The 25,336-nt window shown below is 67.4% G+C and carries 21 protein-coding genes; 1 reads left to right on the forward strand and 20 read right to left on the reverse strand.

Annotated features, from left to right (window positions below; all coding sequences use genetic code 11):
- Window positions 1-74 precede the first annotated feature (74 nt).
- The 8 genes from pstB to F7Q96_RS13865 form a co-directional block, all read right to left on the reverse strand.
- A complete protein-coding gene (gene pstB, locus F7Q96_RS13830) occupies window positions 75-863 on the reverse strand; it encodes a phosphate ABC transporter ATP-binding protein PstB (protein WP_006576607.1) in 789 nt (262 codons plus the stop codon).
- A gap of 71 nt (window positions 864-934) precedes the next feature.
- Complete coding sequence (gene pstA, locus F7Q96_RS13835; protein WP_053822092.1) at window positions 935-1,846, reverse strand: phosphate ABC transporter permease PstA; 912 nt, start codon at window positions 1,844-1,846, stop codon at window positions 935-937.
- Complete coding sequence (pstC, locus tag F7Q96_RS13840) at window positions 1,843-2,808, reverse strand: phosphate ABC transporter permease PstC (protein WP_053822093.1); 966 nt, start codon at window positions 2,806-2,808, stop codon at window positions 1,843-1,845. Before pstC ends, pstA begins: the two co-directional genes overlap by 4 nt.
- Before the next feature lie 105 nt (window positions 2,809-2,913).
- Window positions 2,914-3,945: a phosphate ABC transporter substrate-binding protein PstS gene (gene pstS, locus F7Q96_RS13845; protein ID WP_053822094.1), complete on the reverse strand. Its 1,032-nt coding sequence runs from the start codon at window positions 3,943-3,945 to the stop codon at window positions 2,914-2,916.
- A gap of 237 nt (window positions 3,946-4,182) precedes the next feature.
- Window positions 4,183-5,526, reverse strand: a complete 1,344-nt coding sequence (gene glmM / locus F7Q96_RS13850) for a phosphoglucosamine mutase (RefSeq protein ID WP_151022849.1) — start codon at window positions 5,524-5,526, stop codon at window positions 4,183-4,185.
- A gap of 88 nt (window positions 5,527-5,614) precedes the next feature.
- The gene (gene folP, locus F7Q96_RS13855) at window positions 5,615-6,490 is read right to left on the reverse strand and encodes a dihydropteroate synthase (protein WP_082371498.1); all 876 of its coding nucleotides are present in this window, start codon (window positions 6,488-6,490) and stop codon (window positions 5,615-5,617) included.
- Window positions 6,491-6,647: 157 nt separating this feature from the next.
- A complete protein-coding gene (gene ftsH / locus F7Q96_RS13860; protein WP_006576612.1) occupies window positions 6,648-8,531 on the reverse strand; it encodes an ATP-dependent zinc metalloprotease FtsH in 1,884 nt (627 codons plus the stop codon).
- Between the two features lie 204 nt (window positions 8,532-8,735).
- Window positions 8,736-9,401 (reverse strand): RlmE family RNA methyltransferase, encoded by a 666-nt coding sequence (locus F7Q96_RS13865; RefSeq protein ID WP_053822096.1) that lies wholly within the window; start codon window positions 9,399-9,401, stop codon window positions 8,736-8,738.
- Window positions 9,402-9,560: 159 nt separating this feature from the next.
- Between F7Q96_RS13865 and F7Q96_RS13870 the strand changes: the two genes are divergently transcribed.
- Entirely contained in the window at window positions 9,561-10,061 is a 501-nt protein-coding gene (locus tag F7Q96_RS13870) for a YhbY family RNA-binding protein (protein WP_053822097.1), read from the forward strand.
- A gap of 87 nt (window positions 10,062-10,148) precedes the next feature.
- Here the strand turns inward: F7Q96_RS13870 and F7Q96_RS13875 are convergent, their stop codons facing one another.
- From F7Q96_RS13875 to F7Q96_RS13930, 12 genes are all read right to left on the reverse strand, one after another.
- Window positions 10,149-10,622 carry a DUF4149 domain-containing protein gene (locus F7Q96_RS13875; RefSeq protein ID WP_053823137.1) on the reverse strand — a complete coding sequence of 158 codons (474 nt, stop codon included), beginning with the start codon at window positions 10,620-10,622 and terminating at the stop codon, window positions 10,149-10,151.
- 67 nt (window positions 10,623-10,689) lie between these two features.
- Window positions 10,690-11,166: a transcription elongation factor GreA gene (greA, locus tag F7Q96_RS13880; RefSeq protein WP_053822098.1), complete on the reverse strand. Its 477-nt coding sequence runs from the start codon at window positions 11,164-11,166 to the stop codon at window positions 10,690-10,692.
- A 274-nt stretch (window positions 11,167-11,440) separates the two neighbouring features.
- A complete protein-coding gene (gene carB, locus F7Q96_RS13885; protein WP_053822099.1) occupies window positions 11,441-14,689 on the reverse strand; it encodes a carbamoyl-phosphate synthase large subunit in 3,249 nt (1,082 codons plus the stop codon).
- Window positions 14,690-14,757: 68 nt separating this feature from the next.
- Window positions 14,758-15,459, reverse strand: a complete 702-nt coding sequence (gene leuE, locus F7Q96_RS13890; RefSeq protein WP_053822100.1) for a leucine efflux protein LeuE — start codon at window positions 15,457-15,459, stop codon at window positions 14,758-14,760.
- A gap of 49 nt (window positions 15,460-15,508) precedes the next feature.
- A complete protein-coding gene (carA, locus tag F7Q96_RS13895; RefSeq protein ID WP_053822101.1) occupies window positions 15,509-16,645 on the reverse strand; it encodes a glutamine-hydrolyzing carbamoyl-phosphate synthase small subunit in 1,137 nt (378 codons plus the stop codon).
- 512 nt (window positions 16,646-17,157) lie between these two features.
- Window positions 17,158-17,568: a RidA family protein gene (locus F7Q96_RS13900; RefSeq protein ID WP_151022874.1), complete on the reverse strand. Its 411-nt coding sequence runs from the start codon at window positions 17,566-17,568 to the stop codon at window positions 17,158-17,160.
- Between the two features lie 90 nt (window positions 17,569-17,658).
- On the reverse strand, window positions 17,659-18,162 hold the full coding sequence (locus F7Q96_RS13905) for an acyl-CoA thioesterase (protein WP_053822102.1): 504 nt from the start codon (window positions 18,160-18,162) through the stop codon (window positions 17,659-17,661).
- Window positions 18,159-19,829, reverse strand: coding sequence for an AMP-binding protein (locus tag F7Q96_RS13910; protein ID WP_053822103.1), 1,671 nt, complete (start codon window positions 19,827-19,829; stop codon window positions 18,159-18,161). Before F7Q96_RS13910 ends, F7Q96_RS13905 begins: the two co-directional genes overlap by 4 nt.
- 44 nt (window positions 19,830-19,873) lie before the next feature.
- The gene (locus F7Q96_RS13915) at window positions 19,874-21,094 is read right to left on the reverse strand and encodes an acyl-CoA dehydrogenase family protein (RefSeq protein WP_053822104.1); all 1,221 of its coding nucleotides are present in this window, start codon (window positions 21,092-21,094) and stop codon (window positions 19,874-19,876) included.
- A 15-nt stretch (window positions 21,095-21,109) separates the two neighbouring features.
- Window positions 21,110-21,961 carry an enoyl-CoA hydratase family protein gene (locus tag F7Q96_RS13920; RefSeq protein ID WP_151022851.1) on the reverse strand — a complete coding sequence of 284 codons (852 nt, stop codon included), beginning with the start codon at window positions 21,959-21,961 and terminating at the stop codon, window positions 21,110-21,112.
- Window positions 21,962-22,021: 60 nt separating this feature from the next.
- On the reverse strand, window positions 22,022-22,828 hold the full coding sequence (locus F7Q96_RS13925) for an SDR family NAD(P)-dependent oxidoreductase (RefSeq protein ID WP_151022853.1): 807 nt from the start codon (window positions 22,826-22,828) through the stop codon (window positions 22,022-22,024).
- Complete coding sequence (locus F7Q96_RS13930) at window positions 22,825-25,194, reverse strand: bifunctional salicylyl-CoA 5-hydroxylase/oxidoreductase (protein WP_151022855.1); 2,370 nt, start codon at window positions 25,192-25,194, stop codon at window positions 22,825-22,827. The genes F7Q96_RS13925 and F7Q96_RS13930 overlap by 4 nt, the downstream gene beginning before the upstream one ends.
- Between the last annotated feature and the right edge of the window lie 142 nt (window positions 25,195-25,336).

Consider the following 25,336-nt stretch of genomic DNA (forward strand, 5'->3'; position numbering starts at 1 on the left):
CATGTTCTCCTGGCCGCGGATGCTGGCGCTTCGCGCGACACGGCGGGCGTTGCTTGGACGGGCTGCCTTGCTGCTCAGCCGAAACGGCCGGTGATGTAGTCCTCGGTTTCCTTGCGGTGCGGCTTGATGAAGATCTTCTCCGTCTCGCCGAACTCGATCAGCTCGCCCAGGTACATGTAGGCGGTGAAATCCGAGCAACGCGCGGCCTGCTGCATATTATGGGTCACGATCACCACGGTGTACTCGTCCTTCAGTTCCGCGATCAGTTCCTCGATGCGGCCGGTCGAGATCGGGTCCAGCGCCGAGCACGGCTCGTCGAGCAGCAGCACCTCCGGGCGGATCGCAATGCCGCGCGCGATGCACAGCCGCTGCTGCTGGCCGCCGGACAGGCTGTAGCCCGACTGGTGCAGCTTGTCCTTGGCCTCGTTCCACAGCGCGGCCTTCGACAGCGCCCACTCGACGCGGTCGTCCATCTCCGAGCGCGACAGCTTCTCGAACAGCCGCACGCCGAAGGCGATATTGTCGTAGATCGACATCGGGAACGGCGTCGGCTTCTGGAACACCATGCCGACCTTGGCGCGCAGCAGCGCGATGTCCTTGCGGCTGGTCAGCAGGTTCTCGCCGTCCATGTTGATCTCGCCCTCGGCACGCTGCTCGGGATAGAGCGCGTACATCTTGTTCAGGGTACGCAGCAGGGTCGATTTGCCGCAGCCCGAGGGACCGATGAAGGCGGTGACCTTGCGGTCCGGGATCGACATGTTGATGTTCTTCAGCGCATGGAACTGTCCGTAGTAGAAGTTCAGGTTGCGCACGTCGATCTTGGCGCGGACGCTGTCGGGGATGTCGATGACGGTCGAAGTCATGCTGGGTCTCGCAGGTAGATTCGTGGTTTCGCGTGCTGCTTGCGGTTCGTTTTGCTGTCTGCCGGTTGCGTTCACTGGCTCTTCTTGAACAGCACGCGCGCCAGGATGTTCAGCGCCAGGACGCCGATCGTGATCAGGAACACGCCGGCCCATGCCAGCTGCTGCCATTCGGTGAACGGGCTCATCGCGAAGCGGAAGATCGTCACCGGCAGGTTGGCCATCGGCTTGTTCAGATCCGTGCTCCAGAACTGGTTCGACAGCGCGGTGAACAGCAGCGGCGCGGTTTCGCCGGCGATCCGGGCCACCGCCAGCAGCACGCCGGTGATGATGCCCGCGTACGAGGCCTTGACCGTGATCGACAGCACCATCTTCCATTTCGGCGTGCCGAGCGCGAAGGCGGCCTCGCGCAGCGCGTTGGGCACCAGGTTCAGCATGTTCTCGGTGGTGCGCACGACGATCGGGATCTGCAGCAGCGCCAGCGAGCAGATGCCGGCCCAGGCCGAGAAATGCCCCATCCGGGCCACCACCAGCGCATAGACGAACAGGCCGATCACGATCGACGGCGCCGACAGCAGGATGTCGTTGATGAAGCGGATGAAGCTGGCCAGCGGGGACTTCTGGCCATACTCGGCCAGGTAGATGCCGGCCAGGATGCCCAGCGGCGTGCCGAACACGGTGGCCAGGCCCACCATCACGAAACTGCCGAAGATCGCGTTGGCGAGACCGCCGCCGGCGGTATTCGGTGCCGGCGTCATCTGCGTGAACAGGTCGATCGACAATCCGCCGATGCCCAGCGAGATCGTCGTCCACAGGATCCACGCGAGCCAGAACAGGCCGAAGGTCATCGCGGCCAGCGAGGCGGCCAGCGCGTAGACGTTGATGCGCTTGCGCCGCGCCTGCAGGCGCTCGCGCACCTCGTTGGCATTGGCATGGACCGCCGGGATCGACGAGGTCGACATGGTGGCTTGGCTGGTCGAATTCATTTCTTGCCCTCATTGCGCGACAGGCGCAGCAACAGCAGTTTGGACAGCGCCAATACCACGAAGGTGATGAAGAACAGGATCAGGCCAAGCTCCATCAGCGCGGCGGTATGCAGGCCCGGACCGGCCTCCGCGAACTCGTTGGCCAGCGCCGAGGTGATGCTGTTGCCCGGCGAGAACAGCGAGGCGTTGTCCAGCAGGTTGGTGTTGCCGATCACGAAGGTGACCGCCATGGTCTCGCCCAGCGCGCGGCCCAGGCCGAGCATCACGCCGCCGATCACGCCGGCACGGGTATAGGGCAGCACGACGTTCCACATCACCTCCCAGGTGGTGCAGCCCACGCCGTAGGCGGATTCCTTCAGCAGCACCGGGGTGACCTCGAACACGTCGCGCATCACCGAGGCGATATACGGAATGATCATGATCGCCAGGATCACGCCCGCGCACAGCAGGCCGATGCCCAGCGGCGCGCCCTGGAACAGCGGCCCGATCAGCGGCAACTGGCCGACGGTCGCGGCCAGCGGCTTCTGGAAGTACTCGCCGAACAGCGGTGCGAATACCAGCAGGCCCCACATGCCGTAGACGATCGACGGCACCGCGGCCAGCAACTCGATCGCGGTGCCCAGCGGGCGGCGCAGCCATGCCGGAGACAGTTCGGTCAGGAACAGCGCGATGCCGAAGCTGACCGGCACCGCGATGATCAGCGCGATCAGCGAGGTCACGATGGTGCCGTAGATCGGCACCAGCGCGCCATAGATGTCCGCGGGGGGATCCCACTCCGCGGTCCACAGGAATTTGAGGCCGAAGGCCTGGATCGAAGGCCAGGCGCTGATGGCGAGCGAGACGATGATGCCGCCCAGCAGCAACAGCGTGATGATGGCGGCGCCGCGCGTCAGGCCACCGAACAGGATGTCACCGGTGCGGCCGGGTGCGCGTACGGCGGAAAGATCGGACGTGGTCGCCATGTTCAGGAGTACTCGGTTTTGCTCCCCTCTCCCGCAGGCGGGAGAGGGGCCGGGGGAGAGGGCAGCGCGCTCGGCACGCCCTCCCTTCGGATCACCACAGGTCGATCAGTACAGGCCCTTGCCCGACGCGTCCTTGATGCTGTTCTTCCAGGTCGTGCGGATCTGGTTGACGACCGACTCGGGCATCGGCACGTAGTCCAGTTCGCTGGCCATGCTGGCGCCGCTCTTGTAGGCCCAGTCGAAGAACTTCAGCACTTCCGCGCCCTGCGCCGGCTTTTCCTGGTTCTTGTGCACCAGGATGAAGGTCGCGCCGGCGATCGGCCAGGCGTCCTTGCCCTGCTGGTTGGTCAGGATCTGGTAGTACGACTTGCTCCAGTCGGCGCCGGCCGCAGCGGCCTTGAACGCGTCATCGCTCGGCGAGACCACCGCACCGGCGGCGTTCTTCATCTTCACGTGCGTCATCTTGTTCTGCTTGGCGTAGGCGTACTCGACATAGCCGATCGCGCCGTTCAGACGCTGCACGAAGGCGGCCACGCCTTCATTGCCCTTGCCGCCCGTGCCGCCACCCGGCCAGTTGACCGTGGTGCCCTCGCCCACCGAGCTCTTCCAGTCGGCGCTGACCTTCGACAGGTAGTTGGTGAAGATGAACGTGGTGCCCGAGCCGTCGGCGCGGCGCACCGGCAGGATGTCCTGGCTCGGCAGCTTGGCGTTCGGGTTCAGCGCCTTGATGGCCGGATCGTCCCACTTCTTGATCTTGCCCAGGTAGATGTCCGCCAGCACTTCGCCCGTGATGGTCAGGTCGCCCGGCTTGATGCCTTGCAGATTGATCACCGGCACCACGCCGCCGATCACGGTCGGGAACTGCACCAGACCTTGCTTGGCCAGCTCCTCGTCCTTCAGCGGGGCGTCCGAAGCGCCGAAATCGACCGTCTTGGCGTTGATCTGCTTGATGCCGCCCGACGATCCGATCGATTGATAGTTGACCTTGTTACCCGTGGCTTTTTGGTATGCGTCGGCCCACTTGGAATAGACGGGCGCCGGAAAGGAAGCGCCTGCACCGGTAATTTCTGCCGCGAATGCGGAGCCTGCTACCACCATCGATACGATGCCCGCAACGGCAGTCTTGACCAGCTTCATATGTCCTCCAGAGAACATGGTTGGGAATGTCAGTTTTTTGACATCCCGAACTTTATGCGGCCACTATGACAGTTCCGTGACATCGCGAAAATTTCTCTGAAGAGACATTTAAGCGGACATTTCCGCACGCACTCGAGCAGGCATGGAAGGCACCGATCGGCCCTCGGCTGCGGTCCGACAAAGGAAAACGCCCGGCCGGGGCCGGGCGTTCACGGCAGGCTGGCGCCTTGTGCTGGATCAGGTCGCCAGCGCGTCGGCCAGCCTGCGGGCCGCCTGCTCGGCGGTCTCGGCCTGTTCGGCCTCGACCATCACCCGCACCACCGGCTCGGTACCGGAAGCACGGATCAGCACGCGCCCCTTGCCGGCCAGCGCCGGCTCGATCTCGGCGCGAGCCGCTTGCAGGCCGGCATGGCTTTGCCAGTCGAAGCCCTTCTGCACCCGCACATTGATCAGCGTCTGCGGGAACAGCGAGACACCGTCGAGCAGCTGCGCCAGGGTCTTGCCGCTGCGGCGCAGCGCCGCCAGCACCTGCAGCGCCGACACGATGCCGTCGCCGGTAGAGTGGCGATCCAGGCATAGCAAATGGCCCGAACCCTCGCCGCCCAGCGTCCAGCCGCGCTTGCCCAGTTCCTCGAGCACGTAGCGGTCGCCGACCTTGGCCCGCACGAATTCGACGCCCTGGCGTTGCAGCGCCAGCTCGACCGCCATATTGGTCATCAGCGTGCCGACCACGCCTGGGACGCTTTGTCCACAGGCGATGCGGTCCTGCACGATCGCATAGAGCAGCTCGTCACCGTTGTAGAGCCGGCCGTCGGCATCGACCACCTGCAGCCGGTCGGCATCGCCATCGAAGGCCAGGCCGAGGTCGGCGCCGTGCGCCTTGACCGCCTCGACCAGCTTGTCCGGCGCGGTGGCGCCGTAGCCGTCGTTGATGTTGCGGCCATTGGGCTGGTTGCCGATCGACACCACGTCGGCACCCAGCTCGTGGAACACGTGCGGAGCGATGTGGTACGCCGCGCCATGCGCGCAGTCGACGACCAGCTTCAGGCCGTGCAGGTCGCGGTCGTATGGGAAGGTGCTCTTGCAGAACTCGATGTAGCGGCCGGCTGCGTCGTCGATCCGGCGCGCACGCCCCAGCTGGTCGGACGGCACGCAATGCATCGGCGCCTCGAGCTCGGCCTCGATCGCCAGTTCGACGTCGTCCGGCAGCTTGTCGCCGGTGGCCGAGAAGAACTTGATGCCGTTGTCGTGGTACGGATTGTGGCTGGCCGAGATCACCACGCCGGCGGCCAGCCGCAGCGCGCGGGTCAGATAGGCGACACCCGGCGTCGGCAGCGGGCCGGTCAGCAGCACATGGACACCGGCCGCGGTAAAGCCCGCTTCGAGCGCGGCTTCCAGCATATAGCCGGAGATCCGCGTGTCCTTGCCGATCAGCACCGTGGGCTTGCCTTGCGTGCTCGGCTGGCCGAGCGCCAGCACGCGCCCCGCCGCATAGCCCAGCCGCATCACGAAATCCGGCGTGATCGGCGCCTCGCCGACCCTGCCGCGCACGCCATCGGTGCCGAAGTATTTACGTGTCATCCGATCGTTCTCCCTGTTCTGATTCGGGTTCGAATTGTTTGCGCTGCGATTGGTTGTAGATGGTCGCCGGGGATGGCCGTGACGGGCGTCAGGCCGCGGCGTCGACGCGTTGCTGCCGCACGGCCCACCAAGTCTTGATCGCGTCGACCGATGCCTGCACATCGTGCACGCGCACGATATAGGCGCCGCGTTCGGCCGCGCACACAGCGGCGGCGATGCTGGCCGCGACGCGCTGCTGCGGCGGCCGTCCGCCCAGAATGGCGCCGAGCGTCGATTTGCGCGACAGCCCGGCCAGCAGCGGCAATCCGTCGACGGCCAGCTGCGGCAGCTCGCCGAGCAGGCGCAGATTATGATCCGCGGTCTTGCCGAAGCCAAAGCCCGGATCGAGCACGATGCGGCTGTCGTCGACGCCGGCCGCGCGCAACGCATCGACGCGCTGCTGCAGGAAGTCGCGGACCTCGCCGACCACGTCGTCGTAGTGCGGGGCCTCCTGCATCGTCTGGGGATCGCGCTGCATGTGCATCACGCACAGGCCGGGTTGGGCGCCCTGGCCCGCCTGGGCGGCCGCGACGGCCTCGAGCGCGCCCGGCATGCGCAGGCCCCAGATGTCATTGATCAGGTCGGCGCCGGCCGCCAGCGCCGCGCGCATCGTCTCGGGCTTGTAGGTATCGATCGACAGCGGCTTGCCGCAGTCGCGCAGCGCTTCGACGATGGGCAGCACGCGCGCCAGCTCCTGCTCCAGCGGCAGCGACGCCGAGCCGGGCCGGCTCGATTCGCCGCCGATGTCGATGATGTCGACGCCCTCGGCGATCATCTGCTCGGCATGCCGCAGCGCCGCGTCGCGGCTCGCATGCTGGCCGCCATCGGAAAACGAGTCGGGCGTCACGTTGAGGATGCCCATGACCAGCGGGCGGCGGTCGCGTGCAAAGCGATAGCGCCCGCACTGGAAATACGAGGTCGACAAGTTGCGGTCCTGAATAAACGGGGAAGTAAGACGAAGGACGAGGCCGGTAACGGGGGAAGCCGGGACGAAAAAAGCCGGTGCCCTGGGGCACCGGCTTTGCGAGGCTCAGCGCGCCAAGCGCAGCGCAGCCATCATCCTCTGGGCGGACGGTCTCGGATCAGGCCGCGGCCGGCGCGTTCGACGGCGTCACCGGCGAGCCGCCCGACGGCGGCGTGCCGCCACCGCTGGCACCCGGCATGCCGCGCGGAGGACGCGGCGGCTTGCCGGCCATGATGTCGTTGACCTGGTCGGCATCGATGGTTTCCCATTCCATCAGCGCCGCGGTCATCGCCTCGACCTTGTCGCGATTCTCTTCGAGCAGGCGCTTGGCCAGCGCATACTGCTCGTCGAGGATGCGGCGGATCTCGCCGTCGACCTTCTGCTGCGTGACTTCCGACACCGACTTGGACGACATCTTGCCGAACAGGCCTTCCTGCTCCGTGTCGACATAGACCATCGTACCCAGCGTGTCGCTCATGCCGAAGCGGGTCACCATGTCGCGCGCGATCTTGGTGGCGCGTTCGAAGTCGTTGGACGCGCCGGTGCTCATCGCATTGAGGAACACCTCTTCCGCGGCGCGACCGCCGAACAGAATGGCGATCTCGTCCAGCATGTTGTCCTTGTACTTCGAGTACTTGTCGTGCTCCGGCAGCTGCCAGGTCACGCCCAGCGCCCAGCCACGCGGCATGATGGTGACCTTGTGCACCGGGTCGGCCTTGGGCAGCAGCTTGGCCACCACCGCATGGCCCGACTCGTGGTACGCGGTCGCCTTGCGTTCCTCTTCGCGCATCACCGTCGACTTGCGCTCCGGACCCATGTAGATCTTGTCCTTCGCGTCCTCGAAGTCCTGCATGTCGACCACGCGCTTGTTGCGGCGGGCGGCGAACAGCGCGGCCTCGTTGACCAGGTTGGCCAGGTCGGCACCGGAGAAGCCCGGCGTGCCGCGCGCGATCACCGACGCGTCGACATCGTTGCCGATCGGCACCTTGCGCATATGGACCTTCAGGATCTGCTCGCGGCCGCGGATGTCCGGCAGGCCGACGAAGACCTGGCGGTCGAAACGGCCCGGACGCAGCAGCGCCTTGTCCAGGACGTCGGCACGGTTGGTCGCGGCGATCACGATCACGCCCGAGTTGGCCTCGAAGCCGTCCATCTCGACCAGCATCTGGTTCAGCGTCTGCTCGCGCTCGTCGTTGCCGCCGCCCATGCCGGCGCCGCGATGGCGGCCGACCGCGTCGATTTCATCGATGAACACGATGCAGGGGGCCTGCTTCTTGGCGTTCTCGAACATGTCGCGCACGCGGGCCGCGCCGACGCCGACGAACATTTCGACGAAGTCCGAACCGGAGATGCTGAAGAACGGCACCTTGGCCTCGCCGGCGATCGCGCGCGCCAGCAGCGTCTTGCCGGTACCCGGAGGGCCGACCAGCAGCACGCCGCGCGGAATGCGCCCGCCCAGCTTCTGGAACTTCTGCGGGTCCTTCAGGAAGTCGACCAGCTCGACCACCTCTTCCTTGGCCTCGTCGCAACCGGCGACGTCCTGGAAGGTGACCGCGTTCTGGTTCTCGTCGATCAGCCGCGCACGCGACTTGCCGAACGAGAAGGCGCCGCCTTTGCCGCCACCCTGCATCTGCCGCATCATGTAGAACCAGAAGACGATGATCAGCAGGGTCGGTCCGAGGTAGTACAGGGCCTGGACCAGCACATTCGGCTCGTCATCGGCCTTGCCAGTCACCTGGACGCCGTATTTCATCAGGTCGCCGACCATCCAGATGTCGCCCGGCGAGATGATGGTGTATTTCTGCCCTTCCTTGGGCGTCACCACGAGGTTCCGGCCCTGTACGTCGACGCGGCTCACCTTGCCGTTCTTGGCGTCATCCATGAACTGGGAATAGGTGACGCTTTCCTGCGCACGGGGCTTGTCGAACTGCTTGAAGACGGTAAACAACACCAGCGCGATCACGAGCCAGATTGCCGCCTTTTGAAACAGGTTGTTATTCAAGGCCGAACTCCTTTGCGATTGCCTTGCCAACGATAGCTGCATTGCATTGTAATGCAGCGCCGCCCCGGGGGGCGAAAAGCGTCCCTATCGGGCCAATAGTGATAGCGCTAGCGGCCAACTGAGGGACGACAGTCAGACCGGCAATGACGCCAATGGTGCCCGGCCGGGCCCTGGGCAGGGCCCGTGCCGGACGGCCCAACGGCTTCAGCCCGGCGACTTCAGGTGGCGTCCAAGAATGAAGGTTTCGGAGGACTTGTCCCGCGAGGCCTTCGGCTTGCGCTTGGCCACCACCTTGAACTGGCGCTTGAACTTTTCGACGATCTGGCTGTAGCCGCTGCCGTGGAAGCACTTTACCAGCAACGCGCCGTCGGGTTTCAGATGGGCCTGGGCAAATTCGAGCGCCAGGTCGCACAGATATTCGATGCGCGCCGCATCGGCCGAGGCCACACCGGACAAATTGGGGGCCATATCGGACAAAACAAGGTCGATCTTGTTGCCGCCGGAGGCCTCCAGCACGATCTGCTCGAGCTGCCGGAACACCTCCTCGTCGCGGAAGTCGCCCTGGATGAAGGTCACGTCGGCGACCGGCTCCATCGGCAGCAGGTCGATCGCGACCACCGCTCCGTCGATATGGCCTTCCCGCGCGCGCGGCGAGGCGGCCAGCTTGTTGCGGACATACTGGCTCCAGCTGCCCGGCGCCGCGCCCAGGTCGACGATGACCTGACCCGGCTGGACCAGCTTGTCCTGCTCGTCGATCTCCTTGAGCTTGTAGGCCGCGCGCGCGCGATAGCCTTCGCGCTGCGCCAGCTTGACGTAAGGGTCGTTGATATGGTCGTGCAGCCACGACTGCCTGAACTTGTTCTTGGCCATTTCTCGTGATTTCGCCGCCAGACCATGACGGTTTGACGGATAATACGCGCCGTTGCGACGCCCTTGCGACGTAAGAGGCCCTGCCGGCCGCGTTTGCAGCCGGCTTTCCGGCCGCCTTTCCAGCCGCCTTTACCGGCGTCGCCCCTATCCTGCCTGACTATGCCTGCCCTTCAATTGAATCCCGCCCAGCGCTCCGAACTCCGCTCCCGTGCCCACGGCCTGAACCCGGTCGTGATGATCGGCGCCGAGGGCCTGACCCGTGCCGTCCTCGCCGAGATCGACCGCAGCCTCGCGGCCCACGATCTGATCAAGATCCGCGTGTTCGGCGACGAGCGCGACACCCGCATCGCCATCTACGAAGCCATTTGCGATGAACTTGGCGCCGCCCCGATCCAGCACATCGGCAAGCTGCTGGTGGTCTGGCGCCCGGGCCCGGCCCGGCTGAAGGAGAACCAGCCGCAGGACCTCGGCCGCATGGCACCGGCCCGCCGCGGCGCAGCACCGCGCACCGTCACGGTGCGCAAGCCCGCCGCCAAGCCGGGCGGCCGCCCGACCCGCAACGAGGTCCGCCTGCTGGGCAACGAGCGCGTGACCGCCGGCGGCAACGTCAAGCGCGCCCGGACCCGCCAGGCCAGCCAGAAGAAGAAGTCGCTGGGTTGAGCGGCTCCTGTGCCCCACGGCGCTGTACTCCCTCTCCCGCTTGCGGGAGAGAGGAGAAAAAAACGACGCTTGGGGGGTCGCCCTCCCTCAGTCCTCCGCCACCGTCCGCCGGCCGGCCAGGCGCCAGACCAGCACCAGCGCCAGCAGGCTCTGCAGCAGATAGAAGGCGCTCGAGACGCCGTGCAGCATGCCGAAACGCGCGCGGAACGGCGACTCCGACACCCCAAGCCCCATCGCCTGCGCCTTGTGCCGCAGGCTCTCCATGAACGGCTGCAGCCCGAAGTAGCCGATCAGCACGCAACACAGCATGCCGAGCACCAGCCAGCGCAGCGCCCGGTAGCGCGTGGCGCCGCGCCGGATCATCACGTTGCACAGCACCAGCTGCAGCACGCCGATCACCACGCCCAGCACAGCCTCGGTGCGGAACAGCTGTCCGGCCAGCATGCCGGCCATCTCGCGGCTCGGCAGCACGGCGAACAGCGTGGGAGCGACCAGATAGCCGATGGTCCAGAGGCTGCCCGCCCAGATCACGGTCAGCAGCAGAAACAGCCGGTGCGGCAGCAGCGGCTGACCGGCGGACACCGGGCCCGGCAGCGGGGAGGACGGCGACACCACGGCGCGCGCCGCCTCAGATGTAACGGACGGTGATGACTTCGTACTCGCGCTCGCCGCCGGGGGCCAGCACCGTCGCGACATCGCCCTCGAACTTGCCGATCAGCGCCCGCGCGATCGGCGAGCTGACCGAGATCTTGCCGCTTTCGAGATCGGCTTCGTCCTCGCCGACGATCTGATAGCGGACCGACTTGCCGGATTCCAGGTCTTCCAGGTCGACGGTGGCACCGAACACGATGCGGCCGTCGGTATCGAGCTGGGTCGGATCGATGATCTGCGCGGCCGACAGCTTGGCTTCGACCTCGAGGATGCGGCCCTCGATAAAGGCCTGTTTTTCCTTGGCGGCGTCGTATTCCGCGTTTTCCGACAGATCGCCCTGCGCACGCGCCTCGGCGATGGCATTGATCACCGCGGGACGTTCGACAGCCTTCAGGCGTTGCAGCTCCGCTTTCAGGAGTTCTGCGCCGCGCTTGGTAATCGGAATGGTGCTCATGTCTTCGTCAGGCAAAAAAATGAGCCGCAGCGCAGCGGGCGATGTACGCAGCGGTCTTGCCGGCACACCTCCGCTCAACCGCGGCTTTTGGGTGGTTCTTGGATTGTACGACCAGGCTCTGATTGCTCAGCTTTCGGGCGCCCCTGATGACTTGGGTCCGCCGAAATTCCCGTTAGTTTAGGTCAAGACGCCGAAGCACATCAACCAGGGCCAAGGGGCGCCCCCTCCCCGAAGGGAGAAGGCAAGCCGCCGCGCCGTGAGAAGCGTCGCAGAATCAGGCCAGCGAGCCGTGCAGGCCCTGCAGGTCGTAGACCTCCAGGTTCTGCATCTGCTTCAGGCCCTCGACCGCGGCGCGGGCGCCGGCGATCGTCGTGTAGTACGGCACCCGGTTGGCCAGCGCCGAGATCCGGATCGAGCGCGAATCGGCGATCGCGGTACGGGTCTCGTCGACCGTGGTGAACACCAGCGCCAGTTCGCCATTCTTCAGCATGTCGACGATATGCGGGCGGCCGTCCTTGACCTTGTTGACCACGCGCACCGGAATGCCGGCCGCTTCGATCGCCGACGCGGTGCCGCGGGTCGCCACCAGCGGATAGCCCATGTCGTGCAGCATGCGGGCGACGCTGACCGCGTGCGGCTTGTCGCTGTCCTTGACGGTCAGCAGCACGGTGCCGCGCTCGGGCAGGCGCGAACCGGCCGCCAGCTGGCTCTTGAACAGGGCCTCGCCGAAGGTCTTGCCCACGCCCATCACCTCGCCGGTCGAACGCATCTCGGGTCCGAGCACCGGATCGACGCCAGGGAACTTGTTGAACGGGAACACCGCTTCCTTGACGCTGTAGTACGGCGGCACCACCTCGGCGCCGATGCCCTGCTCGTCCAGCGACTGGCCGGCCATGCAGCGCGCGGCGATCTTCGCCAGCGACAGGCCGGTGGCCTTCGACACGTACGGCACCGTGCGCGAGGCGCGCGGATTCACTTCGAGCACGTAGACGATGTCCTGGCCGTCCTTCTGCTGGATCGCGAACTGGACGTTCATCAGGCCGACCACGTTCAGCGCCTTGGCCATCGCGGCGGTCTGGCGCTTCAGTTCGTCGACGGTCGCCTGCGACAGCGAATACGGCGGCAGCGAGCACGCCGAATCGCCGGAGTGGACGCCCGCCTGCTCGATATGCTCCATCACGCCGCCGATGAAGACGCGCTTGCCGTCGCACAGCGCATCGACGTCGCACTCGATCGCATCGTTGAGGAAGCGGTCGAGCAGCACCGGCGAGTCGTTCGACACCTTGACCGCCTCGCGCATGTAGCGCTCGAGGTCGCGCGGCTCATGGACGATCTCCATCGCACGGCCGCCCAGCACGTAGGACGGGCGCACCACCAGCGGGTAGCCGATTTCTTCGGCCAGCTTCAGGGCCTCGTCCTCGGTGCGGGCGGTGCGGTTCGGCGGCTGGCGCAGGCCGAGCTCCTGCAGCAGCTTCTGGAAGCGCTCGCGGTCCTCGGCCGCATCGATCATGTCGGGGCTGGTGCCGATGATGGGCACGCCGTTGGCCTCCAGATCCAGCGCCAGCTTCAGCGGGGTCTGGCCGCCGTACTGCACGATCACGCCGACCGGCTTTTCCTTGTCGACGATCTCGAGCACGTCCTCGAGCGTCAGCGGCTCGAAGTACAGGCGGTCGGAGGTGTCGTAGTCGGTCGACACGGTCTCCGGGTTGCAGTTGACCATGATGGTCTCGTAGCCGTCCTCGCGCAGCGCGAGCGCCGCGTGCACGCAGCAGTAGTCGAACTCGATGCCCTGGCCGATCCGGTTCGGGCCCCCGCCCAGCACCATGATCTTGCGCTTGTCGGTCGGGTTGGCCTCGCACTCGCCATGCTCGGCCTCGTAGGTCGAGTACATGTAGGCGGTGTTGGTGGCGAACTCGGCCGCGCAGGTATCGACGCGCTTGTAGACCGGACGCACGTTGTTGGCCAGGCGCGCTTCGCGCACGGCCTTGGCGTCGGTCTTCATCAGCCGGGCCAGACGGCGGTCGGAGAAGCCCTTCTGCTTCAGATAGCGCAGTTCGGCGGCCGACAGGCTGCCCAGCGTGCGGGCCTTGACCTGGGCCTCGGTCTTGACGATGTCCTCGATCTGGGCAAGGAACCACGGATCGATATCGGTCTCGGCGTACACCTCTTCGAGCGACATGCCCAGGCGGAACGCATCGCCGACGTACCAGATCCGGTCCGGACCCGGCTCGCCGATCTCCTCGACGATCTCGTCGCGGTCGGTCGATTTTTCGTCCAGCCCGTCGACGCCGACCTCGAGGCCGCGCAGCGCCTTCTGGAACGACTCCTGGAAGGTGCGGCCCATCGCCATCACCTCGCCGACCGACTTCATCTGCGTGGTCAGGTGGCTGTCGGCCTGCGGGAATTTCTCGAAGGCGAAGCGCGGCACCTTGGTGACCACGTAGTCGATCGACGGTTCGAACGACGCCGGGGTCTGGCCGCCGGTGATCTCGTTCTTCAGTTCGTCCAGCGTGTAGCCGACCGCCAGCTTGGCGGCGACCTTGGCGATCGGGAAGCCGGTGGCCTTCGACGCCAGCGCCGACGAGCGCGACACGCGCGGGTTCATCTCGATCACGATCATCCGGCCGTCCTTCGGATTGATCGAGAACTGCACGTTGGAGCCGCCGGTATCGACGCCGATCTCGCGCAGCACCGCCAGCGAGGCGTTGCGCAGCAGCTGGTATTCCTTGTCGGTCAGGGTCTGGGCCGGCGCGACGGTGATCGAGTCGCCGGTGTGGATGCCCATCGGGTCCAGGTTCTCGATCGAGCAGACGATGATGCAGTTGTCCTTCTTGTCGCGGACCACTTCCATCTCATACTCTTTCCAGCCCAGCAGCGATTCCTCGATCAGCAGCTCGCGCGTCGGCGACAGGTCCAGGCCGCGCTTGCAGATCTCTTCGAATTCCTCGCGGTTGTAGGCGATGCCGCCGCCGGTCCCGCCCAGCGTGAACGAGGGGCGGATCACGATCGGATAGCCGCTCGTGTCGGTCTCGCGTGCGATCTGCGACTGCACGGCGAGCGCCTCTTCCATCGAATGGGCGATGCCGGACTTGGCCGAACCGAGACCGATCCTGGTCATCGCGTCCTTGAACTTCTGGCGGTCCTCGGCCTTGTCGATCGCCTCGGGCGAGGCGCCGATCAGCTCGACCTTGTACTTGTCGAGCACGCCGTGGCGGTGCAGGTCCAGCGCGCAGTTCAGCGCGGTCTGGCCGCCCATGGTCGGCAGGATCGCATCGGGGCGCTCCTTGGCGATGATGCGCTCGACCACTTCCCAGGTGATGGGCTCGATGTAGGTCACATCGGCGGTGTTCGGGTCGGTCATGATGGTCGCCGGATTCGAATTGACCAGGATGACCTTGAACCCTTCCTCGCGCAGCGCCTTGCACGCCTGCGCGCCGGAATAGTCGAACTCGCAGGCCTGGCCGATGATGATGGGGCCCGCGCCGATGATCAGGATGCTCTGGATGTCTGTGCGTTTTGGCATTGCACGCTCACTTTGTCGGCCGGTCCGCGCTCGCTCGCGAGCAGGCGCACCGCGCCGGATATCAATATTCAGTTCAGGGTGGCCGTCGCCAGCTTGGCGCCGAAGCCGATAAACATCGCGCCCACGCCGCTCGCCATGCCGGCCGACAGCCTGCGCCGGCGGCGGAAGGCATCGGCCAGCTTCGCGCCGACGAAGATGATGGCGGTCAGGTAGGCGAAGCTGCAGGCCTGGCAGATCAGCCCCAGCACGCCGAACGACAGCACCGGATAGGCGAACTGCGGATCGACGAACTGGATGAAGAACGAGACGAAGAACAGGATGGCCTTGGGGTTCAGCAGGCTGATCAGCAGCGCCTTGCGGAACGGGTTGGCGGGGTCGGCGACCTGCGCCTGTCCCGCGCCCTCGCCCTGCCCCGCGGCCTCGGCGCCTTTCCCGCCCTTGCCGTGGCCGCTCCAGTTGCGCAGCGCGCCGCGCAGCATCTGCAAGCCGATCCACGCCAGATAGGCGGCACCGATGTACTTGATCACGTAGAACAGCCCGGGGCTGGCCTTGAGCAGCGAGGCCACGCCGGCGGCCGACAGCACCATCAGGATCGCGTCGCCGAGGAACACGCCGCAGGCGCCGCGATAGCCGGCACGCACGCCGCGCTGCGCGGCGACCGACAGCACGTACATCGAATTCGGCCCCGGCAGCAGCACGATGAAGATCGTGCCCAGCAGATAGGTCCAGAAGTCGGTAATGCCGAAGGTAGCGTGCATCAGGGCGTTCATGGTCGCGATCCTGTGTCGTCTCGTTCCGCTCTCGATGTCGAGGTCCGCCCTACTGGCGGGCCTCCTCCATCAGCCTGGTGAAGCGGTCGAACAGATAGGCCACGTCGTGCGGGCCGGGCGACGCTTCCGGGTGTCCCTGGAAGCAGAAGGCCGGCTTGTCGTTCAGCGCGAAGCCCTGCAACGTGCCGTCGAACAGCGAGACGTGGGTCACGCGCGCGTTGGCCGGCAGCGTTGCGGCGTCGACCGCAAAGCCGTGGTTCTGCGAGGTGATCACCACGCGGCCGTCATCCAGGTCCTTGACCGGATGGTTGGCGCCGTGGTGGCCGGTCGGCATCTTGACCGTCTTCGCACCGACGGCCAGGCCCATGATCTGGTGGCCCAGGCAGATGCCGAAGGTCGGGATGCCGCGCTGCAGGAATTCCTGCGTGGCACGGATCGCGTAGTCGCACGGCTCGGGGTCGCCCGGGCCGTTGGCCAGGAAGATGCCGTCCGGCTTGTAGGCCAGCGCGTCGGCGGCGCTCGACTGGGCCGGCAGCACCGTGATGCGGCAGCCGCGCTGGGCCAGCATGCGCAGGATGTTGAACTTGACGCCGTAGTCGAACGCGACCACGTGGAAGCGCGGGTTCTCCAGCTTGCCGTAGCCGCGCTCGAGCGCCCACTCGGTCTGGTTCCACTCGTACGGTTCCTTGACCGACACGACCTTGGCCAGGTCCATGCCGGCCAGGCCCGGGAACGAGCGCGCCAGGTCGATGGCCTTCTGCGCGTTGTCCTCGCCGGCCAGGATGCAGCCGTTCTGCGCGCCCTTCTCGCGCAGGATGCGGGTCAGCTTGCGGGTGTCGATGCCGGCGATCGCGGGCACCTTCTCCTGCTTCAGGTAGTGCGGCAGCGTGTGCTGCTTGCGGAAGTTCGAGGCGAGCAGCGGCAGATCCTTGATGATCAGGCCGGCGGCATGGACTTTGGTGGCTTCGACATCCTCGGAATTGACGCCGACATTGCCGATATGCGGGTACGTCAGCGTGACGATCTGCCGCGAATAGCTCGGGTCGGTGAGGATTTCCTGGTAACCGGTCAGCGCGGTGTTGAACACCACTTCGCCGATGGTATGGCCGGAGGCGCCGATGGAATAGCCACGAAAGACCGTGCCGTCTGCTAGCGCAAGGATGGCGGGCGGAAAAGACGGTAACACGGGTAGGCTCCTGCTGGATTCACCCCGTGACCGACCTCTCTCGACGCCTCGTGCCCCGAATCTGACGGCGAGCGCGCCGGCAGCGAGCCGGGGCGGTCGGGCCGGGCTGCGCGGGATTCGGCATCGGTGCGCAGAGGGTGTCGACGGCGATCGGCACGGCGCTCCGGGGCGAATCCGCAGGGCAGCGGTCAGGGCGGCGGAAGGTGGAATGCGGTTGGCGCTAGGGTGAAGGGTTCTGAAAGCGAAACTTTCGGATTCTATCTCACGCCGGCCAATTTCTCAAGTTTTCAAGGACTTGCGTATGCCAGGTCCTTGCCATTTGCCCTCGGACTACCACCCTCTCTCGCATGCGGGAGAGAGGTCGGGGAAGCGGTCGGGAAGAGGTCGGGGCAGAGGGCGCAGCGTTGGCTCTGCGAGACTTTGCGGTCGCCGCGACCGCCCAGTTCCCTCTGCCCGTCCCTATGCTCGTCCCCCTCCCGCAAGCGGCAGGGAGAACACCCGCGAGCTTGTCCTTATGCCGCCGGCGGCACCACCGCCGTCACTTCGATCTCGACCCGCGCGCGCGGTTCGATCAGATCCGCGACCTCGACCGCGGTCATCGCCGGGAAATGGCGGCCGATGATCTCGCGGTAGTGCTTGCCGATCGCGGGATAGGCAGCGACGTATTCCGCCTTGTCCTTCACATACCAGGTCATCCGCGCGATATGCTCGGCGCGGGCCCCGCCCTGCTCCAGCACCGCGATCACATTGCGCAGCGCCTGGGCGGTCTGCTCCGCGAAGTCGTCGCTTTCGAACTCGCACTGGCCGTTCCAGCCGATCTGGCCGCCGACGAAGATCAGCCGGCTGCCGGCCTGGAATTCGGTCAGGATGCCGTTGGCATAGCCGCGCGGCGCGGCCCAGCCCGGGGGCTGCAGCACGGCCATCGGCTGGCCCCGCTGCGCAGCGGCGGCAGTGTTCGCGGTGGTCGAGGATTCGGCGGTGGGCGCCACGATATCGTTCATAGCTTGGACTCGTCAGGAATTCGATGAAGGAGAGGGCGAGGCGGCCGAGGCGGCCGATGGGGCAGCAGGCGCTTCGTTGCCGATCTCGTCGACAAAGCGGGCCATCGCCTCGCGCACCGGCGCAGGAAACGGTCGCGGCGCCATGCGTGCGGTATCGACGCAGACCAGGCGCTGGCTGAACTCGACACGCAGGTCCGCCCGTCCGTCGTGCTGCGCGCCGAGAAAGCGCACCCGCAACGTGCAGCTGGAGCTGCCCAGCCGCGTCACTGCCAGCTCGCGCGTCAGCACCTCGCCCATCCGGCTCGGCGCGACAAAGCGGCATTGCAGGTCCGCGGTCGGCACGCCGGCCCGGTCGGCGCCGTGCATGCGCTCGAACGGCCAGTCGAGCGCCTCGCGAAACCAGTCCTCGACCAGATCGTTCAGCATCTCGAAATAGCGGGGAAAGAACACGATGCCGGCGGCATCGCAGTCCTTGAAGCGCACCCGCACGGTGTTGCGGAAGCTCGGTGCCGTCATGACGCCGGTGTCCCGTTCTGCTCGGCCATCTGCCGCAGCCGGAAGCGCTGCAGCTTGCCGGTTTCGGTGCGCGGCAGCGCGTCGACGAAGTGGATGCGGCGGGGATACTTGTACGGGGCGATCTGCCGCTTGACGTACTCCTGCAGCGTCACGCGCATCGCATCGTCGCCGTGAAAGCCCGGACGCAGCACCACATAGGCCGCCACCACCTGCCCGCGCCCATCGTCGGGCGCGCCGACCACGCCGCACTCGGCCACCGCTTCGTGCTGCATCAGCGCGGCCTCGACTTCGGGGCCGGCGATGTTGTAGCCGGCCGAGACGATCATGTCGTCCGAGCGGGCCTGATAGAAGTAGTAGCCGTCGGCGTCCATCACGAAGGTGTCGCCGGGCAGGTTCCAGCCGTCGCGCACATAGTTGGCCTGGCGCGGATCGTCCAGATAACGGCAGCCGGTCGGGCCCTGCACCGCCAGCTTGCCGGGCACGCCGGGCGGCAGCGTCTGCATGTTCTCGTCGACGATGCGCGCGACATAGCCGGGCACCACCTTGCCGATCGCGCCGGGCCGCACCTCGTCGCCGGCGCTCGAGATGAAGATATGCATCATCTCGGTGCCGCCGATGCCGTCGATCATCTCGATGCCGGTCGCGGCCTTCCAGCTCTGGCGCGTGGCGTCGGGCAACGCCTCCCCGGCCGACACGCTCTTCTTCAGGCTCGACAGGTCGTAGCGCTCGGCCGCCGCGGCCATCTGGCGATAGAAGGTCGGCGCGGTGAAGACGATGGTCGCGCGCGCGTCCTGGATCAGCGCCAGCAGCGTGTCCGGCGTCAGCTTCTCGGCGAGCACGGTCGACGCGCCGATTCGCAGCGGAAAGCACAGCAGCCCGCCGAGGCCGAAGGTGAAGGCCAGCGGCGGCGTGCCGCAGAACACGTCGTCGGCCGTGGGCCGCAGCACGTGCCGCGGGAACAGATCGCACATCGCCAGCACGTCGCGATGGAAATGCACGGTGCCCTTGGGCTGGCCGGTGGTGCCGCTGGTAAAGGCGATCAGGCAGATGTCGTCGCTCGCGGTATCGCAGGCGGCGAAATCGTCGGGCTTGCCCTGCAGCGCCGCCTCCAGCGAGCCCGGCCCGCTGCCGTTGAAGCACAGCACCTGCCGCATCGTCGGACAGTGGAACTCGCCGCCCTCGCGCATGTTCGCGTCCAGCTCCTCGCGCAGCCGCGCATCGCACAGCGCGGCGCCCACCTCGGCGCGATCGATCACCTGCTTCAGTTCGCGCGCGCGCAGCAGCGGCATCGTCGGCACCGCAATCAGGCCGGCCTTCAGCGTCGCCAGCAGGCTCGCGGCCATCATCAGGTTGTTGGGCCCGCGCAGCAGGATGCGGTTGCCGGGCACCAGTCCCATGTCCTCGGTCAGCACGCGCGCGATGCGGTTGGTCAGCGCGGCCAGCTCGGCATAGCTGACGGTGCGAAAGCCACCGGCGCCGCCGGCATCGGGATAGCGGATCGCGATGCGTTCGCCGCGGCCCTCGCGCACATGGCGATCGACCAGTTCCACCGCGGCGTTGAGCCGCTCGGGATAGCGGGTGTCGTCGTTGAACAGGAACTGCGGCCAGGCCTCGCGCGGCGGCAGGCGGTCCTGGGCAAAGGTATCGAGATGGGCTGTGCTCGCCATGGCTGTCTCCTTGATGGGCGGCGCTCGTTCTGTGGAGCGCGCGGTCAGGACCGCGGTTGCCGCGCGGCCAGCGTTTCGCGCGCGACGATCAGCTTCTGCACTTCGGTGGCGCCCTCGTAGATGCGCAGCGAGCGGATCTCACGGTACAGGCTCTCGACCCGGCTGCCGATACGCACGCCAAGTCCGCCGAACAGCTGCACCGCGCGATCGATCACCATCTGGGCGTTCTCGGTGGCGGTCATCTTGGCCATCGCGGCCTCGCGGGTCGTGCGGACCGGAGCGCCGCCTTGGGTGCCGCCCTGACTGCGGCCCGCGCCGGTATCGCGGAGCCACGCCGCACGCCAGGTCAGCAGCGCGGCCGCGTCGAGCGCGGTCGCCATCTCGCCGAGCGCGGCCTGCGTCAGTTGCAGGTCGGCCAGCTTGCCGCCGAACATCGGGCGCGCGGTGGCCCGCCCGATCGCTTCATCGAGCGCCGCGCGGCCGAAGCCCAGCGCGGCCGCCGCGACCGAGGCGCGGAAGATGTCCAGCGTCATCATCGCCAGCTTGAATCCCTGCCCCGGCTCGCCCAGCCGCTGCGCGACGGGCACGCGGCAGCCGTCGAAGCGCAACGTCGCCAGCGGGTGCGGCGCCATCACGTCGATGCGCTCGGCGATCTGCAGCCCCGGCGTATCGGCATCGACGACGAAGGCCGTGATGCCGCGCGCGCCAGGCGCTTCGCCGGTGCGCGCGAACACGCAATAGAAGTCGGCAATGCCGCCGTTCGAGATCCAGGTCTTGGCGCCGTCGAGCACGTAGTGATCGCCGTCCAGCGTCGCGCTGCACTGCATCGCCGCGACATCGGAACCGGCCTCCGGCTCCGACAGCGCGAAGGCCGCGATCGCCTCGCCGCGCGCCACGCGCGGCAGATAGCGCTGGCGCAGCGTCTCGTCGCCCGCCAGCGTGATCGCGCCCGAGCCCAGTCCCTGCATCGCGAAGGCGAAGTCGGCCAATCCATCGTGGCGCGCCAGCGTCTCGCGCAGCAGGCACAGCGCGCGTGAATCGAGCTGGTCGAGCGCGCCGCCGTAGGCGCGCGGCACGCAGTAGCGCAGCCAGCCGGCCTCGCCGAGCTGGCGCACCAGCGCACGGCAGTCCGCGTCGACATCGGCGCCAGGGGCGTGCGGCTGCGCCGACAGCGAGCGCGCGCACCAGGCGTCGAGCTCACGCGCCAGCGTGCGATGCGCATCGTCAAAGAACGGCAGCGTCAGATCATCGTCCCAGGCGGGCATTTCGGTTCTCCTCGCTCAGTTTCCTTCGAACACCGGCTTTGCCTTGGCGACGAAGGCTTCGTAGGCGCGGCGGAAGTCGCCGGTCTGCATGCAGATCGCCTGGGCCTGCGCCTCGGCCTCGATGGCCTCGTCCAGCCCCATGTTCCATTCCTGGTGCAGCAGCTTCTTGGTGACGCCATGCGCGAAGGTCGGGCCCGCGGCCAGTTGCGCGGCCAGCGCGGCGGCCTCGTCGCCCAGCCGCTCGGGCGCATGCAGCGCGTTGAAGAAGCCCCATTGCAGCCCCTCCTGCGCGCTCATCGCGCGGCCGGTATAGAGCAGCTCACTCGCGCGGCCCTGGCCGATCATCCGGGGCAGCAGCGTGCAGGCGCCCATGTCGGCGCCGGCCAGCCCCACGCGCACGAACAGGAACGCGGTGCGCGCCGACTCCGTCGCGAGCCGCATGTCGGAGGCCAGCGCGATCATCGCGCCCGCGCCGGCGCAGACGCCATCGACCGCCGCGATGATCGGCTGCGGACACGCGCGCATCGCCTTGACCAGGTCGCCGGTCATCCGCGTGAAGTCGAGCAGCTCCGGCATCGCCATCTTCGTCAGCGGGCCGATGATCTCGTGCACGTCGCCGCCCGAGCAGAAGTTGCCGCCGGCGCCCTGCACCACCACCGCCTTGATGTCGCTGGCGTAGACCAGCGCACGGAACAGATCGCGCAGTTCGGCGTAGGCGTCGAAGGTCAGCGGATTCTTGCGCTCGGGGCGATTCAGCGTCACGGTGCCGACCTTGCCGTCCGCGGATACCGACCACAGGAAGTGGCGCGGCGCGAAGTCCGCGAAGCCGCCCTTGTGGTGGCGCATGTCCAGTGCGATCTCGTTCATCTGCGTTCTCTCGTCGATGTGTCGATGTAGCGTTCGTTGTCCGTGCCCGCGCAGGTCTGCTCAGCCCGCCATCACCTCGCCGCCCGCCACCGCGATCGCCTGGCCGGTGATCGCGCTGGCCGACGGCCGGCACAGCCAGGCGACCGCGTCGGCCACTTCGTCCGGATCCACCAGCCGGCGCTGCGGGTTGCGGCCGGCCAGTTCCGCCCGCGCCTGCGCTTCGGTGCGGCCCGTCTTGCCGACGATATTGGCGACCGCCTCGCGCACGATGTCGGTATCGGTATAGCCCGGGCACACCGCATTGACGGTGATGCCGCTGCGCGCCAGCTCCAGCGCCAGCGCGCGCGTCAGGCCGAGCACGCCATGCTTGGCCGCGCAGTAGGCCGTCACATAGGCATAGCCGGTCAGCGCGGCGGTGCTCGCGACATTGACCACGCGGCCCCAGCCCGCTTCGCGCATCGCCGGCAGCGCGGCCTGCGTGCACAGGAAGGTGCCGGTCAGATTCACGTCCAGCATGCGGCGCCACAGCGCCAGGTCGGTCTTCGCGAACGGCGCGCTGTGCGCCTGGCCGGCGTTGTTGACCAGCACGGCGATCGGTCCCAGCGCCTGCGCCGCGGCGTCGAACGCGCGCGCCACGCTGTCGGCGTCGCCGACATCCGCCTGCACTCGATGCAGCCGCGCACCGGGATGGTCCTGCCCGAGCCGCTCCACGGCGCGCGCCAGTGCGTCGCCGTCGCGGCCCAGCAGCGTCACGCCGGCGCCCTCGGCCAGCAGGCGGCCGGCGATGGCGGCCCCAATGCCGCGCGCCCCGCCCGTGACCAGCGCGTGGCGACCCTGCAGCGGCAACGACGAACGATCGGCGCTCATCGTGCCCCCGCCAGCGCCGCGGCGCGCTCGAGGTTGGTCTCCAGCTGCCGCTTGCCGGCCTGGTATTGCACCGGCCAGTCGACCGGCCGATAGCCCAGCTGCGCGGCCTGATGCAGCGTCCAGGCCGGATCGGCCAGATGCGGCCGCGCGATCGCGCACAGGTCGGCGCGGCCCGCGGCGATGATGCTGTCGACGTGATCGGCTTCGGAAATCGCCCCGACGGCGATCGTCGGAATGCCCGCCTCGTTGCGGATGCGGTCGGCGAACGGCGTCTGGTACATGCGGCCATAGACCGGCGTTTGTTCGGGGCTGACCTGCCCCGACGAGCAGTCGATCAGGTCCGCGCCGGCCGCCTTGAAGGCGCGTGCGATCTCGACCGCGTCGTCGGGCGTGATGCCGCCCTCGACCCAGTCGTGCGCCGAAATGCGGACCGACATCGGCCGCTGCGACGGCCATACCTCGCGCACCGCGGCGAACACCTCGAGGGGATAGCGCAGCCGGTTGGCCAGCGAGCCGCCGTACTCGTCATCACGGCGGTTGGTCAGCGGCGAAATGAACGACGACAACAGGTAGCCGTGCGCGCAATGCAGCTCCAGCCAATCGAAGCCGGCCTCGGCAGCGCGCCGCGCCGCGGCGGCGAAATCGTCGCGCACGCGATCCATGTCCTCGCGCGTCATCGCGCGCGGCACCTGCGAGATGCCGGGCAGATACGGCAGCGGCGAGGCCGAGATCAGCGGCCAGTTACCTTCGGGCAGCGGATGGTCCATCGCCTGCCAGCCCAGCTGCGTCGAGCCCTTGCGGCCGGCATGGCCGAGCTGCATGCCGATGCGCGCGCCGCTGGACAGCCCCGTGCCCGCATGGACGAAATCGACGATGCGGCGCCAGGCGTCGCGTTGCACGTCGTTCCACAAACCCGGGCATCCCGGCGTGATGCGCGCGTCCGGCGACACGCAGGTCATCTCGGCCATCACCAGGCCCGCGCCGCCCTGGGCACGCGCGCCCAGATGGACCAGATGGAAGTCGCCGGGCACGCCGTCGACGCAGCAGTACATCGCCATCGGCGACACCACCACGCGGTTCTTCAGCGTCAGGCCGCGCACGCGGTAAGGCGTGAACATCGGCGGCAAGGCGCCGTCGTGCGCGCGCAGGCTTTCCTCGGGCACGCCGGCCTGGCGCGCCAGCCAGCGCTCGTAATCCTCGACATAGGTACGATCGCGCAGCCGCAGGTTCTCGTGCGAGATCCGCTGCGAGCGCGTCAGCAGCGAATAGGCGAACTGCTCGGGCGCCAGCCGCGCGTAGCGCTCGACGTTCTCGAACCATTCGGTCGAATTGCGTGCGGCGTTCTGGATCTTCAGCACCTCGACGCTGCGGGTGGCCTCGTAGCGGCGCAGCGCCTCGTCGAGCGCGTCCGCACCGGGCTGCGCCAGGCCGCGCAGATTGGTGGCCAGATCGATCGCATCCTCGAGCGCCAGCTTGGTGCCCGAACCGATCGAAAAGTGCGCGGTGTGCGCGGCATCGCCCATCAGCACCACCGGCACGCGGCGGCCGCCGGCCAGCGTGTTCCAGTGGACCCAGGTGTTGCAGATCACGCGGTTGAAGCGGATCCAGTTGGCCGAGCCGCGCAGGTGGGTGGCGTTGCTGATCAGCGGGTGGCCATCGAGGTATTTGGCGAACAGCCGCTCGCAGTAGGCGATGCCCTGCTGCTGGTCCATCTGCTCGATGCCGGCGGCACGCCAGACCGATTCCGGGGTCTCGACGATGAAGGTCGAGGTGTCGTCGTCGAAGCGGTAGGCATGCGCCTGAAACCAGCCGTGCTCGGTCTGCTCGAAGGCGAAGGTGAAGGCGTCGAAGCGCTTTTTCGTGCCAAGCCAGACGAAACGGCACTGGCGCGTATCGATGTCCGGCGCGAAGGTCTGGGCGTATCGGGTGCGCACGCGGCTGTTGACGCCGTCCGAGGCGATCACCACGTCGGCGCCGTACTTCTCCGCCAGCGCCTGGTCGTCCTGCACGTCGGTCTCGAACACCAGCTCCACGCCGAGCGCCTCGCAGCGGGCCTGCAGGATGTTCAGCAGGCGCTTGCGGCCGATGCCGATGAAGCCATGCCCGCTCGAACGCATCGTGCGGCCGCGGAAGTGAATGTCGATGTCGTCCCAGTGATTGAACGCCGCGTCGATTTCGCGCGCGCTCTCGGGGTCGGCCTCGCGCAGGTTGTCCATGGTGGCATCCGAGAACACCACGCCCCAGCCGAAGGTGTCGTACGGCCGGTTGCGCTCGACCACGACCACCTCGTGGCGGGGGTCCTGCCGCTTCATCAGCAGGCCGAAATACAGGCCGGCCGGTCCGCCGCCAATACACAGTATTCGCATCTGTCGTCTCCTCGCGGCGTGGTGGCCGCTGCCGCCGCCGCGAATGCTCCGGCGCTGTGCCGTAATCAATACAGCCCTAAATATTTTATACCTAAAATAATAGGGCGAGGCTGGCCGCTTGGCAAGCGGCCCCGCGGCGTGG

This window comes from Cupriavidus gilardii, from assembly GCF_008801915.1.
GTDB lineage: Bacteria > Pseudomonadota > Gammaproteobacteria > Burkholderiales > Burkholderiaceae > Cupriavidus > Cupriavidus gilardii.

Excerpts from the sequence above, each read along its gene's own strand:
- pstB (WP_006576607.1), bottom strand. The coding sequence starts at position 863 with ATGACTTCGACCGTCATCGACATCCCCGACAGCGTCCGCGCCAAGATC.
- pstA (WP_053822092.1), bottom strand. The coding sequence starts at position 1,846 with ATGAATTCGACCAGCCAAGCCACCATGTCGACCTCGTCGATCCCGGCG.
- pstC (WP_053822093.1), bottom strand. The coding sequence starts at position 2,808 with ATGGCGACCACGTCCGATCTTTCCGCCGTACGCGCACCCGGCCGCACC.
- pstS (WP_053822094.1), bottom strand. The coding sequence starts at position 3,945 with ATGAAGCTGGTCAAGACTGCCGTTGCGGGCATCGTATCGATGGTGGTA.
- glmM (WP_151022849.1), bottom strand. The coding sequence starts at position 5,526 with ATGACACGTAAATACTTCGGCACCGATGGCGTGCGCGGCAGGGTCGGC.
- F7Q96_RS13865 (WP_053822096.1), bottom strand. The coding sequence starts at position 9,401 with ATGGCCAAGAACAAGTTCAGGCAGTCGTGGCTGCACGACCATATCAAC.
- F7Q96_RS13870 (WP_053822097.1), top strand. The coding sequence starts at position 9,561 with ATGCCTGCCCTTCAATTGAATCCCGCCCAGCGCTCCGAACTCCGCTCC.
- greA (WP_053822098.1), bottom strand. The coding sequence starts at position 11,166 with ATGAGCACCATTCCGATTACCAAGCGCGGCGCAGAACTCCTGAAAGCG.
- carB (WP_053822099.1), bottom strand. The coding sequence starts at position 14,689 with ATGCCAAAACGCACAGACATCCAGAGCATCCTGATCATCGGCGCGGGC.
- leuE (WP_053822100.1), bottom strand. The coding sequence starts at position 15,459 with ATGAACGCCCTGATGCACGCTACCTTCGGCATTACCGACTTCTGGACC.
- F7Q96_RS13900 (WP_151022874.1), bottom strand. The coding sequence starts at position 17,568 with ATGGCCGTGCTGCAGCCCCCGGGCTGGGCCGCGCCGCGCGGCTATGCC.
- F7Q96_RS13905 (WP_053822102.1), bottom strand. The coding sequence starts at position 18,162 with ATGACGGCACCGAGCTTCCGCAACACCGTGCGGGTGCGCTTCAAGGAC.
- F7Q96_RS13910 (WP_053822103.1), bottom strand. The coding sequence starts at position 19,829 with ATGGCGAGCACAGCCCATCTCGATACCTTTGCCCAGGACCGCCTGCCG.
- F7Q96_RS13915 (WP_053822104.1), bottom strand. The coding sequence starts at position 21,094 with ATGCCCGCCTGGGACGATGATCTGACGCTGCCGTTCTTTGACGATGCG.
- F7Q96_RS13920 (WP_151022851.1), bottom strand. The coding sequence starts at position 21,961 with ATGAACGAGATCGCACTGGACATGCGCCACCACAAGGGCGGCTTCGCG.
- F7Q96_RS13925 (WP_151022853.1), bottom strand. The coding sequence starts at position 22,828 with ATGAGCGCCGATCGTTCGTCGTTGCCGCTGCAGGGTCGCCACGCGCTG.
- F7Q96_RS13930 (WP_151022855.1), bottom strand. The coding sequence starts at position 25,194 with ATGCGAATACTGTGTATTGGCGGCGGACCGGCCGGCCTGTATTTCGGC.